We start from the raw sequence: 13,043 nt of genomic DNA, 5'->3' as shown, positions 1-13,043 counted from the left end.
GCAACAAGATAAGACTTAATAAAAAAGTAGACCCGCCCCCACGGCTGTATAGCTGTAGGGGCGGGTCTACTTTTTTATTAAGTCTTATCAATGATGGAACAGACGGATACCCGTGAACGTCATGGCAATGCCATATTTATCGCAAGTTTCAATCACATGGTCATCGCGTACAGAACCACCCGCTTGGGCAATGTAATCTACTCCACTCTTATGGGCACGCTCAATATTGTCTCCAAAAGGAAAGAATGCATCCGAACCCAAAGAAACACCTTTCAATGTATCCAACCAAGCCCGTTTTTCTTCACGAGTCAGCACTTCAGGTCTCTCCGTAAAGAACTGCTGCCAAACGCCATCAGCCAGCACATCGTCATGGTCTTCACTGATATAGACATCAATCGTATTATCACGGTCGGCACGGCGGATTTTCTCTACCCATGGCAAATTCAACACCCTCGGATGCTGGCGTAAATACCAAATGTCGGCCTTGTTGCCCGCCAAGCGAGTACAGTGGATACGGCTCTGCTGGCCGGCACCAATACCGATAGCCTGACCGTCCTTCACATAGCATACAGAATTCGACTGCGTATATTTCAAAGTGATAAGGGCTATCATCAAATCACGTTTCGCTGCTTCCGGGAAATTCTTATTCCGAGTAGGAATATTCGCAAAGAGTTCATCTCCATTCAGCTTTATCTCATTACGTCCCTGCTCAAACGTGATACCAAAGACATCCTTATGTTCAATCGGGGCAGGCTTATAGCCGGGACTTATCTGAATCACATTGTAAGTTCCTTTACGCTTTTCCCTCAAGATAGCCAGTGCTTCGTCCGTATACCCCGGAGCAATAACGCCATCCGAGACCTCGCGGTTAATAAAACGTGCAGTAGCCTCGTCGCACACATCACTCAAAGCGATAAAGTCACCATAAGAAGACATACGGTCGGCACCGCGGGCACGCACATATGCGCAAGCAAGCGGAGAGAGCGGAAGATTATCCACAAAATAAATCTTCTTCATTATTTCGTCGAGTTCCAAACCGATGGCGGCCCCCGCCGGACTGACGTGCTTGAATGAAGTTGCAGCAGGCATACCGGTCGCCTCTTTCAGTTCCTTTACCAACTGCCATCCATTCAAGGCATCCATAAAATTAATATACCCCGGACGTCCGTTCAGAACCTCAATAGGTAACTCCCCCTCCTGCATGAAAATGCGAGCCGGCTTCTGGTTAGGGTTACAGCCGTACTTCAGTGCTAATTCTTTTGCCATAAAATTCTGCTTTAATGTTGAAATGCTACAAATTTACAGAATATTTCCGGCTTACAGAAGCCTTGTCACTGAATTTGCCACCGAATGCCTACACTGAAATTTTCGTACATGATTGAACAGTAACGAAAAAACCACTAAAACTTGCGATTTTAGTGGTTTTTTGACTTAAATAAGCTGTTTGATAGTTGGGCTACCTGGATTCGAACCAGGAATGACAGGACCAGAATCTGTAGTGTTACCATTACACCATAGCCCAATTATTGTTATTTCCGTTTTGCGGTTGCAAAGATACAAAGATTTCTATAAATCAAAACAAAAACGAGTATTTTTTTCGCAAAAAACTGATAAGATACCGTAATCCAAAGGATTATATAACTAAAAAAAATCAAAAATTGAAAGAGTTTTCCTCTTTTGCGTGTTTGATATGAGAAATCAACGTATATTTGTCAACAGTTTTAATATAATACTGTATAATGAACGAAACGAAAAAACTGATTCAACAGATAACAGAAGGTATTCAAGATAAAAAAGGAAAAAAAATCGTCATCGCAGATCTGACAAAAATCGACGATACAATATGCAATTATTTCGTCATCTGCCAAGGAAACTCTCCCAGCCAAGTGACAGCCATTGTAGAATCCATCAGGGACTTCACACGCAAGGGTGCCGACACCAAGCCCTTTGCCGTAGACGGGCTGCGCAATGCCGAATGGGTAGCTATGGACTACCCGGACATATTGGTGCATGTCTTCCTGCCTGAAACAAGGGAATTCTACAATCTGGAACACCTTTGGGCAGACGCCAAATTAACTCAAATTCCTGACCTCGATTAATCAAAACGTATGGACAATAATACCAACAAGAAACCCAATAAAGTGAATATGCCCAAGTTCAACCTGAACTGGCTGTATATGATTATAGCAATGATGTTGCTGGGGTTGTACCTGACTAATGAAAGTGGTACGGCAACTAAAAATATTTCTTATGATGAATTCCAGCAATATGTACGAGACGGTTATATAAGCAAAGTCATCGGCTACGACGACAATTCTGTCGAAGCATACGTCAAACCGCAACACGTAGGAAACGTATTTCGTCAGGACTCCAGTCGCGTAGGTAAGAATCCGCTTATTACGACCGAGGCCCCTTCACGCGAGAGCCTGGGCAATTTCCTGCAAAAGGAAAGAGACGACGCCCACTTTGACGGTTCTATTAACTACGAAAAAAAACGGAACTACTTCGGTGCCATTCTATGGCAGATTCTCCCTTTTGCATTCCTTATCGGTTTCTGGATTTTCATGTCCCGCCGCATGAGCGGTGGTGGAGGCATGGGTGGAGGTGGAGGCATCTTCAGCGTAGGAAAGTCCAAGGCCCAATTGTTTGAAAAAGGTTCCCCCATCAAGATTACATTCAAAGATGTGGCAGGACTTGCCGAAGCCAAGCAAGAGGTAGAAGAAATTGTCGAGTTCTTGAAAGAGCCCCAGAAATATACCGATTTGGGAGGTAAGATACCCAAAGGCGCTTTGCTAGTAGGCCCTCCGGGAACCGGAAAGACCCTGCTTGCAAAGGCTGTGGCCGGAGAAGCCAACGTACCTTTCTTCTCTTTGGCAGGTTCCGACTTTGTAGAAATGTTTGTCGGCGTGGGAGCTTCCCGTGTCCGCGATTTGTTCCGCCAAGCAAAGGAAAAAGCGCCTTGTATCGTGTTTATCGACGAGATTGACGCTGTAGGGCGTGCCCGTGCCAAAGCAGCCGCTATGGGTGGCAACGACGAGCGCGAGAACACATTGAACCAGTTACTGACCGAGATGGACGGTTTCGGCTCCAACAGTGGTGTTATCATCTTAGCCGCCACCAACCGTGTGGACGTTTTGGATAAGGCATTGTTGCGTGCCGGACGTTTTGACCGCCAAATACATGTAGACCTACCCGACCTTAATGAGCGTAAGGAAGTATTCGGTGTACACCTGCGCCCCATCAAGATAGACAATAGTGTGGATGTAGACCTTCTGGCACGCCAGACTCCCGGATTCTCGGGGGCAGACATTGCCAATGTATGTAACGAAGCAGCTTTGATAGCCGCCCGCCACGGCAAAAAGTTTGTCGGAAAGCAAGACTTCCTGGACGCTGTAGACCGTATTGTGGGTGGGTTGGAAAAGAAAACCAAAATCACTACCGAGGCCGAACGCCGTTCCATTGCCATACACGAAGCCGGCCATGCCAGTATCTCCTGGTTACTGGAATACGCCAATCCACTGATTAAAGTAACCATTGTACCCCGTGGACGCGCTTTGGGCGCGGCTTGGTATCTGCCGGAAGAACGGCAAATCACCACCAAGGAACAGATGCTTGATGAGATGTGTGCCACCTTGGGAGGACGTGCTGCCGAAGACCTATTCTTAGGTAGAATATCCACCGGAGCCATGAATGACTTGGAACGCGTGACCAAGCAGGCGTACGGTATGATTGCCTATCTGGGTATGAGCGAAAAACTCCCCAATCTCTGTTACTATAATAATGAGGAATATTCCTTCAACCGCCCGTATAGCGAAAAGACTGCGGAACTGATTGACGAAGAAGTGAAGCAGATGGTCAACGAACAGTACGAACGTGCCAAGAAAATATTGTCCGAAAACCAAGAAGGGCACAACCGGCTGGCACAACTGCTGATTGACAAAGAAGTAATCTTTGCCGAAGACGTTGAGCACATCTTTGGGAAACGTCCATGGGCTTCCCGCTCGGAGGAAATCAGTGCAAACAAGACTGCTGCCGAGCTAAAAAAAGCAGAGCAAGAAGAAGAGCAAAAAGCCATAGAAGCAGAAAAGGAAGTCAAGGAAGAAGAAGAAAAGCATGAAAAATAACTTTATCCAACGTGCCGTTACCGGCGTGTTATTCGTCATAGTATTGGTGGGCTGTATTCTTTACAGCCCCCTTTCGTTCGGTATACTGTTCACCATTATCAGCGCACTGAGCGTACATGAGTTTGCCCAATTAGTCAGCAAAAGCGGCGAAGTAAGCATTAACAAAACCATCACTGCATTGGGGGGAGCCTACCTTTTCCTTGCATTAATGAGTTTCTGTACCCAGCAGTCTGTAGGAGCACGGGTATTCCTTCCTTATTTGGGACTATTGCTCTACATGATGATTACGGAACTTTACCTCAAGAAAAAGAATCCGACGGGTAACTGGGCCTACTCCATGCTAAGCCAATTATACGTGGCACTCCCCTTTGCCCTGCTGAACGTACTTGCTTTTCAAAATTCCTCGGAAACGGGCAGTGTAACCTATAACCCTATTCTACCGCTTTCCATTTTCGTATTTATCTGGTTGAGCGATACAGGTGCCTATTGCGTAGGTTCGCTGATAGGCAAAAACCGTCTGTTCGAACGTATCTCACCTAAAAAATCTTGGGAGGGCAGCATCGGCGGCGGAATATTCTCCATCGCCTCCTCTCTTGGCTTTGCACACTTCTTTCCATTTATGTCAGAATGGCAATGGGTAGGTCTGGCAATCGTTGTCGTCATTTTCGGCACTTGGGGCGATCTGACCGAATCACTCATGAAACGCCAATTGGGCATAAAGGATTCCGGTAACATTCTGCCGGGGCATGGAGGGATGCTCGACCGTTTCGACAGTGCACTGATGGCAATTCCTGCAGCAGTTGTTTATCTATATGCCTTGACGATGTTCTAACGACGACTCACATGACCAAACTTACATAAAACAAATATAAAAAGAGCACCCGGGCAAGGTGAATGACATCAAAATCCCGGGTGCTCTTTCTAACTATATACTCTCGCAAACTCTTTCTTACTTCAACTGCATATTGGACAAATCCACATTAGTAGTCAACTTTTCATTAGTACCCACAGTTTTCAAATCAAAGGTTACTTCCACCTCTCCATTCTCCTCTGAATTGAGTTTCAACTTGATACCTTTGGTTTCAAAGGGAATGTCCAGACTGTTCAGATTATAAGAAACAGCACCGGGGCTGCGATAACCCGTCAAGTCATCATAGTCGTTATAGCGGAGTTCCAAGTGGATGTATCCGTCTTCACCATACAAAGCATCATCTTCTTGCGGACGTACCAGACTGATGCGATGTTTATTATCAGCCGAAGACGGCAGGTTCTGCATGAAAAAAATGTTCATATAGCCACCGCTAATGGTAATGTCACCTTTATATATAAGTACGGAATCATTGCCGAACTCCTCTTCTGTTTCGGGAGTCAGCGTCTCCACCTCTTTCGTCAGAACATTCTGCAAGCGTAACAATTTCACAGCATGGTCATACCCTGCATAGTCGTCCCACAAAGGATTGAACATGGTAATCACACGCTGCCCATCCACAGCATCATACCACCCAATGTCCGTATTCACCGGCCAGAGTGTCCCCCAGACATCGCAGTTTAAATAAAAGGCATTTCCCGTAACACGCACAGTAGCCCACAAAGGCGGGGTGAAATCACCCAAAGAATATCCGTCGTTATCATCACATGATTGCAAAGCGGGCATCACTGCCAAACATATTGCCATAAATAACCAATGTAGCTTTTTCATAATCAAAGTCCTTTTCATTTGTTTCTGTATAGAAAATACAAAAGCCGGGCATTTACTGCACCGGCTTTTCCCATTTTAACAAATTCTTAATTTTTCGATTATTCTTCCCTCTTTCTCAGTAATGCCACCATCTCGCGGGCAGCATGTTTGGGTGCCCCTGCCTCTCCCAGACGGGATGCCATATACTCATATCCCTCGAGCATCTGACGGCGGTATTCCTTATCGTACAAAATGCGGTTCAGCTCCGAGCGTACCTGCTCTACCGTCATGGTATCTGCAACCAGCTCTTTCACCACCTCCCGGTTGGCTATGAGATTGACCAGGGAAATGTACTTCACTTTCAGTATATGCCGCTTCAGGAAAGCGATAACCTTTCCTATCGGAGTATGGTAGCACACCGCTTGCGGCACACGGAACAGAGCTGTTTCCAGCGTTGCCGTCCCCGAAGTGACCAGTGCAGCCTCTGCCTGCCTCAACAAAGGGTATGTCTTGTTGAAGATAATCTTCACGTCCGCCCCACCCACATAACGTTTATAATACTCGGGGGAAATACCCGGAGCACCGGCCAGCACCAGTTGATAATCGGGAAAAGAAGCTGCCGCACGAAGCATGTCGGGCAGATTGTCCTTGATTTCCTGCTTGCGGCTACCAGCCAGCAGAGCAATAATGGGTTTGGTAGGAAGTCCGTTTGCCCGGACAAAGTCGTCGAATGTCTCTGAGCTGGAAGCAAGAAAAGCCGTCACTTCATCCACTGTCGGATTGCCGACATAACGTATCGGATACCCGTGCTTCCCTTCAAAAAACTCCACCTCGAACGGTAGGATGGAGAACAGCTCATCTACATCCCGTTTAATATTCTTGATGCGGTATTCCTTCCATGCCCAAATCTTGGGAGAGATATAATAAAAGACAGGAATCCTCGTGTTGGCATGGACAAACTTGGCTATATCCAGATTAAAGCCCGGATAGTCCACCAAAATCAGCACATCCGGCTGCCACGCAACAATATCCTCCTTGCAGCGCTTCATATTGGCAAAGATGGTGCGCAGATGCAGCAATACGGGAATGAACCCCATATACGCCAACTCTTTGTAATGCTTCACCATCACACCGCCCACTGCAGCCATGAGGTCGCCTCCGAAGAAACGGAACTCCGCTTGCGAGTCCTCCTCCTTCAATGCAGCCATCAGATGGGAGGCATGCAGGTCGCCGGAAGCTTCACCGACAATCAAGTAATACTTCATATCAATTGATAATTGTCAATTAATTCAGAACCATGCTTTCAGTTCATCAATCAAGCCGTATGCCGTTGCATCCACCGTGGTCGGGGTGATTGCCACATAACCGTTATCAAGCGCCCAATGGTCATTCTTCTCATTTTCGGCATCGTTGTTCTCAAACTCACCGGTCAGCCAGTAGTAATGGGCATCTCCTCTATGGGCAAAGTTTTCCCATTCATTAGTCCATTGCCCTTTGGTTTGTTCGCAAATCTTCACACCCTTCAGTTCTTTGGTATCGGGGAAGTTGACATTGAGGCACGTCAACGGAGGGAGTCCTTTCTCCAATACCAGCCGGGTTATCTCTCGGATGTAAGGACCTGCAGGCTCAAAATCAGCGTTCGGCTCATGGCTGCAAAGAGAGAATCCAATGGAAGGCACTCCTTTCAGGCATCCCTCTATCACAACGCCCATCGTACCGGAATAATGCAGGTTTACGGAAGAATTGTCGCCATGATTGATGCCGCCTACCACCAAGTCGGGCTTGCGGTCGAGCACCGTATGAAAAGCCAGCTTCACACAGTCGGTCGGCGTACCGGAACACTTGTATACCGTCAGCCCAACATCCTTACGAACCAGCTGGTAGTGGATAGGTTCCGTTACTGTCAGCGCACACGCACTTCCAGAGCGGGGTGCATCCGGCGCCATTACCACAATCTCACCCAGCGGACGGAGGAATTTGATTAACTCGCTAATACCTTTCGCAATGATGCCGTCATCATTGGAAATCAATATCAAAGGTCTCTGATTTTCCATAACTTTCTTTTTTATTATCGTGCAAAAGTAGCTAAAAAGGCTTTAAACAGAATACTACAAAGATAATAATTCTTTTGTATTCAAAGATATTTTCAGAAAAGGCTAACTTTGTACCGACAATAATTGGAATATAATCATTCATAAAATCCATGCTATAATGAACACTTTTTGCCATTCTACCATTGCTGCACGCATCGAGACGGCAGCTGCCGCAATTATTCTGTTTCTAACAACCCTGACAAGCTGTGGCAGGAGCAGTTCTCCCGAGCCACTTGACCAATGGAATGACGGGACATCTACGCTTCACACGGCAGACCCGGTCATTGCAGAAGACCGGAAGCTCTTCAACGACAAAGAATACCAAAATTTCCGACTCACCGGAGAAGCCCTCACACAACCCGGCTCCGAAGCAGGCCTCCTCTTTCATACGGACGGCGAGTCCGGTTATGAAATGATATTCCGTAACGGAGACATCGACGGCACACGCAAGAGCGGCTCACTCGCCTCGGTGCGCAACCTCTATCGCTCACTCGCAAAAGATGGAGAATGGTTTGACTTCGAGATAACCGTACGCGGACAAAACATCATTGTCTGCATTAACGGAACCGAAGTTGTCTGCTATACCGAACCCGAACATCCATATCGCACAGAGGAGCACGCCCGGCAACTGTTGAGTCAAGGTTCCATAGCCTTGCAAGGCATACACGGCGAAGTGTCATTCCGGAATCTCGCCATCGAACAGCTTGCCAAGGAAGCACGCAACGAAGCCGACACGCTTGCTCCGGTAGACGAGCGCACGGATGAGATAATCAGGCTACAGCAGCGCGATTTCCCAGTTATAGACTACCACGTTCACTTGAAAGGAGGGCTGACGAAGGAAACGGCACACGCCATGTCCATGAATTACGGTATCAACTATGGTGTCGCCCCCAATGCCGGAGAAGGAGGCGTAGGACGTATGCTGGCCGATGACAAAGAAGTGTACGACTATTTTAATGAAGTAAAAGGGATGCCATTCCTGTGCGGTGTACAAGGTGAGGGACGCAAATGGACGGCAACTTTCTCGCAGGAAGCCTTGGGGATTTTCGATTACCTGTTTACCGACGCCATGACCATCATAGACCACAAAGGACGTAATTCGCGTATCTACCGGGCCGAAGAAGCACTCTTTGATGACATTACGCTTGAACAGTATATGGACCACCTTGTCGACCAAACAGTTCTGATTCTGACCAACGAGCCAGCCGACATTTATGCCAACCCTACCTTCTTGCCCGATACTATGGCGCATGATTACGACAAGTACTGGACGGACGGACGCATTGAACGCGTATTGAATGTATTGCAACAACATGGAATCGCTCTGGAAATCAATGCACGCTACCGGATTCCCAGTTTCGATATTATCCGTCGCGCCAAAGCACGTGGAATCAAATTCACATTCGGTACAAACAATGTCAATGCCGACTTCGGACGACTGGAATACTGCGCCGAAGCCATCAAGCAATGCGGCCTCACAGCCGACGATATATGGTTCCCGTCGATGAGCACACGCCGCTCCCGCCCCATTGTCATATACAACCGATTCGAGTAGCAGGGAACAACCGCTGTCATCTTCACCAACAGAAACGATACACCTATGGACATTCTTCTCATCATCTTAGGCATCCTCTGCCTGATTGTCGGATTGGCAGGATGTATCCTGCCTATGATTCCGGGACCGCCCGTAGCCTATGCAGGCTTGTTGCTTCTACATTTCACGGACAAGGCGCAGTTTTCCACCACGCAGTTACTTCTATGGCTGGCAGCAGTCGTCCTTGTACAGATACTGGATTATTTCGTCCCGATGCTGGGCAGCAAATATAGCGGAGGCAGTCGGTGGGGAACGCGCGGCTGCCTCATAGGCACCATCGTAGGGTTGTTCTTCATGCCTTGGGGCATCATCCTCGGCCCCTTTCTCGGAGCCTTTGCCGGCGAACTGATGGGAGGCAGCAAGACAGACCAGGCCTTGAAATCGGGGCTGGGCTCGCTGCTTGGATTCTTGCTGGGCACAGTAGTGAAATGTGTCATATGTGCATACTTCTGCTGGGAGTTCGTCAAAGCCTTGGTCTGACACCATCTCCTCTCCTTCCGCCTGGGAACAACTTATCTGCCGACCGCCATCCACACAGTAGTCCATCTGCATGAGATGTGCATCTCGAGCAACATGAGATGCCCGTCTCAAACAACACGAGATGTACATCTCATGCAAGTAGAGAGAATAGTCCAAGCCAATGTCTTCCATTGGTTTACAAATCTTAATCTTCTGCAAGCGAGACAAAAAAACAGCTTCATTTCAAGATAAATACGTATATTTGCCCACTAAACAGAGAAAGAACGCTTTACGAGTAATTTACAGGAAGAAAAACAGCGGTAAACGTCTGTGAGTTATTAACAAAACAGCCGACTTATCAACCGTTTTTGCAATCTTTCTCCAAATTTGTAGGCGCTATCCGGAATTATCACTTATTTCGCTGCCAATAAATATTGAGATTATGGGAAAAATAATTGCTATGGCTAACCAAAAGGGTGGTGTAGGCAAGACTACGACGACGATCAACCTCGCAGCCTCACTCGCCACACTTGAAAAGAAAGTGCTCGTTGTGGATGCCGACCCTCAGGCCAATGCCTCCTCAGGATTGGGTGTGGACATCAAGCAGTCGGAATGTACTATCTACGAGTGCATTATTGACCGTGCAGACGTACGCGAAGCCCTTCATGACACGGAGATAGACACACTGAAGGTAATCTCCTCCCACATCAATCTGGTAGGTGCCGAAATAGAGATGCTCAATCTGAAAAACCGCGAAAAGATACTGAAAGAGGTACTCGCTCCGCTGAAGAATGAATTTGACTATATCTTGATAGACTGTTCCCCGTCTTTGGGCCTGATTACGGTCAACGCACTGACTGCCGCCGATTCAGTAATCATCCCCGTACAAGCGGAATATTTTGCACTAGAAGGCATCAGCAAATTGCTGAATACCATTAAAATCATCAAGTCCAAGCTGAACCCTGCCCTCGAAATCGAAGGCTTCCTGCTGACGATGTACGACTCGCGTCTGCGCCAAGCCAACCAGATTTACGATGAAGTGAAACGCCACTTCCAGGAATTGGTGTTCAACACCGTCATCCAGCGTAATGTGAAACTGAGCGAAGCTCCCAGCTACGGCCTGCCCACCATTCTCTATGACGCAGACTCAACCGGAGCCAAGAACCACATGGCACTTGCCAAGGAGCTGATAAGCAGAAACGAAAGAAGGGATTAGCGGTTAGGGATAAGGAATAAGCAGTTAGTGATTAATGATTAGGGGGTAGTGATAAATACCATATTTACAATACACAACAAAATCACCCCGTATGGCTAAATAGTAAATTGTAAATCGTCAACGTACCTATGTGTCAAAGATAAGAAATGTGTCATGACCGTAGGGAATAAATAGTAAATAAATAGATGGCACAAAGAAATGCATTAGGACGCGGGCTGGACGCCCTCTTCTCCATGGATGAAGTAAAGACCGAAGGCTCCTCTTCTATCAATGAAATAGAGTTGTCGAAGATTACGGTCAATCCCAACCAGCCCCGTCATGAATTCGACCCGGTTGCGTTGCAGGAGTTAGCTGATTCCATCTCCGAAATCGGCATCATACAGCCCATCACCCTGCGCAAGCTTAGCGACGACGAATACCAGATTATCGCCGGCGAGCGTCGTTTCCGCGCTTCGCAGCTTGCCGGACTGACCAGCATCCCCGCCTATATCCGCACTGCAGACGATGAGAACGTCATGGAAATGGCGCTCATCGAAAACATACAGCGCGAAGACTTGAACTCCGTAGAAATAGCTCTCGCTTACCAGCATCTATTGGAGCAATACGGGCTGACGCAAGAGCGCCTCAGCGAACGTGTAGGCAAGAAGCGCACCACCATCGCCAATTACCTGCGGCTGCTCAAACTGCCAGCTCCCGTCCAGATGGGGCTGCAGAACAAGCAGATAGACATGGGACATGCCCGCGCGTTGGTAACGCTCGGCGACCCCAAACTGCAAGTAAAGATTTTCGAGGAAATCCTGGAGCACGGGTATTCCGTACGCAAAGTGGAAGAAATAGTAAAGTCACTGAGTGAAGGCGAAACCGTGAAAAGCGGTGGTCGTAAGATTGCTCCCAAGCGCGCCAAACTGCCCGAAGAATTCAATATGCTGAAACAACAACTCTCGGGCTTTTTCAGTACCAAGGTGCAACTCACCTGCTCGGAGAAAGGAAAAGGCAAAATCAGTATCCCGTTCAATAACGAAGAAGAATTGGAACGTATCATCGGCATTCTTGATACGCTGAAGAAATAAATGAGAAAAAAAGGAAGAATATATCAGTTAGCCATTACCCTGCTGCTCTGTTTTTTACAGACGGCAGGGATTGCTATGTATGGTCAGGACCGTCCGCGTGCCGCTTCCAAGCGTGCGCAGCGGCATCAGACCGATACACTCAACACCGTGGTAAACCGGGACAGCCTCGCTGTTGCCGACAGTCTTGCGGCCGAAAACAAACGGAAGATGCTGGAAATGACCGCCAGCCCCGACCTGAAGGAACAGCCCGTACCTACAGACAGCCTGCAAAAGGCCATCGACCCCAAGCGATGGGTGCCCAACCCCACAAAAGCCACCTGGCTTGCCCTCGTCATTCCCGGCGGTGGACAAATCTACAACCGCAAATATTGGAAACTGCCCATCTTCTATGGAGGATTTGCCGGTTGTGCCTATGCCCTCACGTGGAACAGCAAGATGTACAAGGACTATTCGGCCGCCTACAAGGATGCCGTAAATGGTAATTTCAACTCCAGTACCATTACCGACCTGCTGCCTCCCAACTATAACTATACCGAAAGCCAGCTGACGGAGACACTGCGGAAGCGTAAGGACACCTTCCGACGATACCGCGACTTGAGCATCTTCGCCTTTATCGGTGTATATCTATTGTCCGTTGTCGACGCATACGTAGACGCAGAACTGTCCAACTTCGACATCACCCCCGACCTCAGCATGAAAGTGGAACCTGCCATAATCAACAGTCAGATGACCGGTTCCTCTAATAAGAACGTCGGCGTGCAATGCAGTTTCCGATTCTAAAAACGAAAATTAAAGCATAAATTATTACC

Annotated in this window: 12 protein-coding genes and 1 tRNA gene; 8 read left to right on the top strand and 5 right to left on the bottom strand. The window is 47.8% G+C overall.

The genetic code is table 11. The annotated features are described in order from the left end of the window. Window positions 1-87: 87 nt before the first annotated feature. Together ITJ87_RS06795 and ITJ87_RS06790 are read right to left on the bottom strand one after the other, a co-directional pair. Entirely contained in the window at window positions 88-1,266 is a 1,179-nt protein-coding gene (locus tag ITJ87_RS06795; RefSeq protein ID WP_117599305.1) for a phosphoribosylaminoimidazolecarboxamide formyltransferase, read from the bottom strand. Between the two features lie 185 nt (window positions 1,267-1,451). Continuing rightward, window positions 1,452-1,522, bottom strand: a tRNA-Gln gene (locus tag ITJ87_RS06790). 217 nt (window positions 1,523-1,739) lie between these two features. Between ITJ87_RS06790 and rsfS the strand changes: the two genes are divergently transcribed. From rsfS to ITJ87_RS06775, 3 genes are read left to right on the top strand one after another with little or no spacing between them, the layout of a single operon-like run. Further along, window positions 1,740-2,099: a ribosome silencing factor gene (gene rsfS / locus ITJ87_RS06785; RefSeq protein ID WP_117599304.1), complete on the top strand. Its 360-nt coding sequence runs from the start codon at window positions 1,740-1,742 to the stop codon at window positions 2,097-2,099. A gap of 9 nt (window positions 2,100-2,108) precedes the next feature. Continuing rightward, window positions 2,109-4,124 (top strand): ATP-dependent zinc metalloprotease FtsH, encoded by a 2,016-nt coding sequence (ftsH, locus tag ITJ87_RS06780; RefSeq protein ID WP_016274133.1) that lies wholly within the window; start codon window positions 2,109-2,111, stop codon window positions 4,122-4,124. Beyond that, a complete protein-coding gene (locus tag ITJ87_RS06775; RefSeq protein WP_117599303.1) occupies window positions 4,114-4,956 on the top strand; it encodes a phosphatidate cytidylyltransferase in 843 nt (280 codons plus the stop codon). The genes ftsH and ITJ87_RS06775 overlap by 11 nt, the downstream gene beginning before the upstream one ends. A 117-nt stretch (window positions 4,957-5,073) precedes the next feature. On the opposite strand, the gene ITJ87_RS06770 is transcribed toward ITJ87_RS06775, so the two are convergent. The 3 genes from ITJ87_RS06770 to surE all read right to left on the bottom strand — a co-directional run bounded on the left by ITJ87_RS06770 (window position 5,074) and on the right by surE (window position 7,856). Further along, on the bottom strand, window positions 5,074-5,823 hold the full coding sequence (locus ITJ87_RS06770) for a NigD-like protein (RefSeq protein ID WP_174646336.1): 750 nt from the start codon (window positions 5,821-5,823) through the stop codon (window positions 5,074-5,076). 98 nt (window positions 5,824-5,921) lie between these two features. Further along, window positions 5,922-7,067, bottom strand: a complete 1,146-nt coding sequence (gene lpxB, locus ITJ87_RS06765) for a lipid-A-disaccharide synthase (protein WP_117964870.1) — start codon at window positions 7,065-7,067, stop codon at window positions 5,922-5,924. A gap of 24 nt (window positions 7,068-7,091) precedes the next feature. After that, entirely contained in the window at window positions 7,092-7,856 is a 765-nt protein-coding gene (gene surE, locus ITJ87_RS06760; RefSeq protein WP_117964871.1) for a 5'/3'-nucleotidase SurE, read from the bottom strand. Window positions 7,857-8,013: 157 nt separating this feature from the next. Here surE and ITJ87_RS06755 point away from each other — a divergent pair, with 157 nt between their 5' ends. The 5 genes from ITJ87_RS06755 (at window position 8,014) to ITJ87_RS06735 (ending at window position 13,014) form a co-directional block, all read left to right on the top strand. After that, on the top strand, window positions 8,014-9,450 hold the full coding sequence (locus ITJ87_RS06755) for a DUF1080 domain-containing protein (RefSeq protein WP_117964873.1): 1,437 nt from the start codon (window positions 8,014-8,016) through the stop codon (window positions 9,448-9,450). A gap of 45 nt (window positions 9,451-9,495) precedes the next feature. Further along, window positions 9,496-9,969: a DUF456 domain-containing protein gene (locus ITJ87_RS06750; protein ID WP_117964875.1), complete on the top strand. Its 474-nt coding sequence runs from the start codon at window positions 9,496-9,498 to the stop codon at window positions 9,967-9,969. 421 nt (window positions 9,970-10,390) lie between these two features. Further along, window positions 10,391-11,164, top strand: a complete 774-nt coding sequence (locus tag ITJ87_RS06745) for a ParA family protein (protein ID WP_117964877.1) — start codon at window positions 10,391-10,393, stop codon at window positions 11,162-11,164. A 185-nt stretch (window positions 11,165-11,349) separates the two neighbouring features. Continuing rightward, entirely contained in the window at window positions 11,350-12,234 is an 885-nt protein-coding gene (locus ITJ87_RS06740) for a ParB/RepB/Spo0J family partition protein (RefSeq protein WP_061411439.1), read from the top strand. Next, the gene (locus tag ITJ87_RS06735) at window positions 12,235-13,014 is read left to right on the top strand and encodes a DUF5683 domain-containing protein (RefSeq protein WP_117964879.1); all 780 of its coding nucleotides are present in this window, start codon (window positions 12,235-12,237) and stop codon (window positions 13,012-13,014) included. Window positions 13,015-13,043: the final 29 nt, after the last annotated feature.

Source organism: Bacteroides sp. HF-162 (genome assembly GCF_015679285.1).
Lineage (GTDB): Bacteria > Bacteroidota > Bacteroidia > Bacteroidales > Bacteroidaceae > Bacteroides > Bacteroides uniformis.
The sequence above is the reverse complement of the archived record's forward strand: the minus strand, read 5'-3'. Positions and strand labels throughout refer to the sequence as shown.

Coding starts and splice junctions, on each gene's coding strand:
- lpxB (WP_117964870.1), bottom strand. CDS start 7,067: ATGAAGTATTACTTGATTGTCGGTGAAGCTTCCGGCGACCTGCATGCC.
- ITJ87_RS06750 (WP_117964875.1), top strand. CDS start 9,496: ATGGACATTCTTCTCATCATCTTAGGCATCCTCTGCCTGATTGTCGGA.
- ITJ87_RS06745 (WP_117964877.1), top strand. CDS start 10,391: ATGGGAAAAATAATTGCTATGGCTAACCAAAAGGGTGGTGTAGGCAAG.
- rsfS (WP_117599304.1), top strand. CDS start 1,740: ATGAACGAAACGAAAAAACTGATTCAACAGATAACAGAAGGTATTCAA.
- ITJ87_RS06755 (WP_117964873.1), top strand. CDS start 8,014: ATGAACACTTTTTGCCATTCTACCATTGCTGCACGCATCGAGACGGCA.
- ITJ87_RS06770 (WP_174646336.1), bottom strand. CDS start 5,823: ATGAAAAAGCTACATTGGTTATTTATGGCAATATGTTTGGCAGTGATG.
- ftsH (WP_016274133.1), top strand. CDS start 2,109: ATGGACAATAATACCAACAAGAAACCCAATAAAGTGAATATGCCCAAG.
- ITJ87_RS06775 (WP_117599303.1), top strand. CDS start 4,114: ATGAAAAATAACTTTATCCAACGTGCCGTTACCGGCGTGTTATTCGTC.
- ITJ87_RS06735 (WP_117964879.1), top strand. CDS start 12,235: ATGAGAAAAAAAGGAAGAATATATCAGTTAGCCATTACCCTGCTGCTC.
- surE (WP_117964871.1), bottom strand. CDS start 7,856: ATGGAAAATCAGAGACCTTTGATATTGATTTCCAATGATGACGGCATC.
- ITJ87_RS06795 (WP_117599305.1), bottom strand. CDS start 1,266: ATGGCAAAAGAATTAGCACTGAAGTACGGCTGTAACCCTAACCAGAAG.
- ITJ87_RS06740 (WP_061411439.1), top strand. CDS start 11,350: ATGGCACAAAGAAATGCATTAGGACGCGGGCTGGACGCCCTCTTCTCC.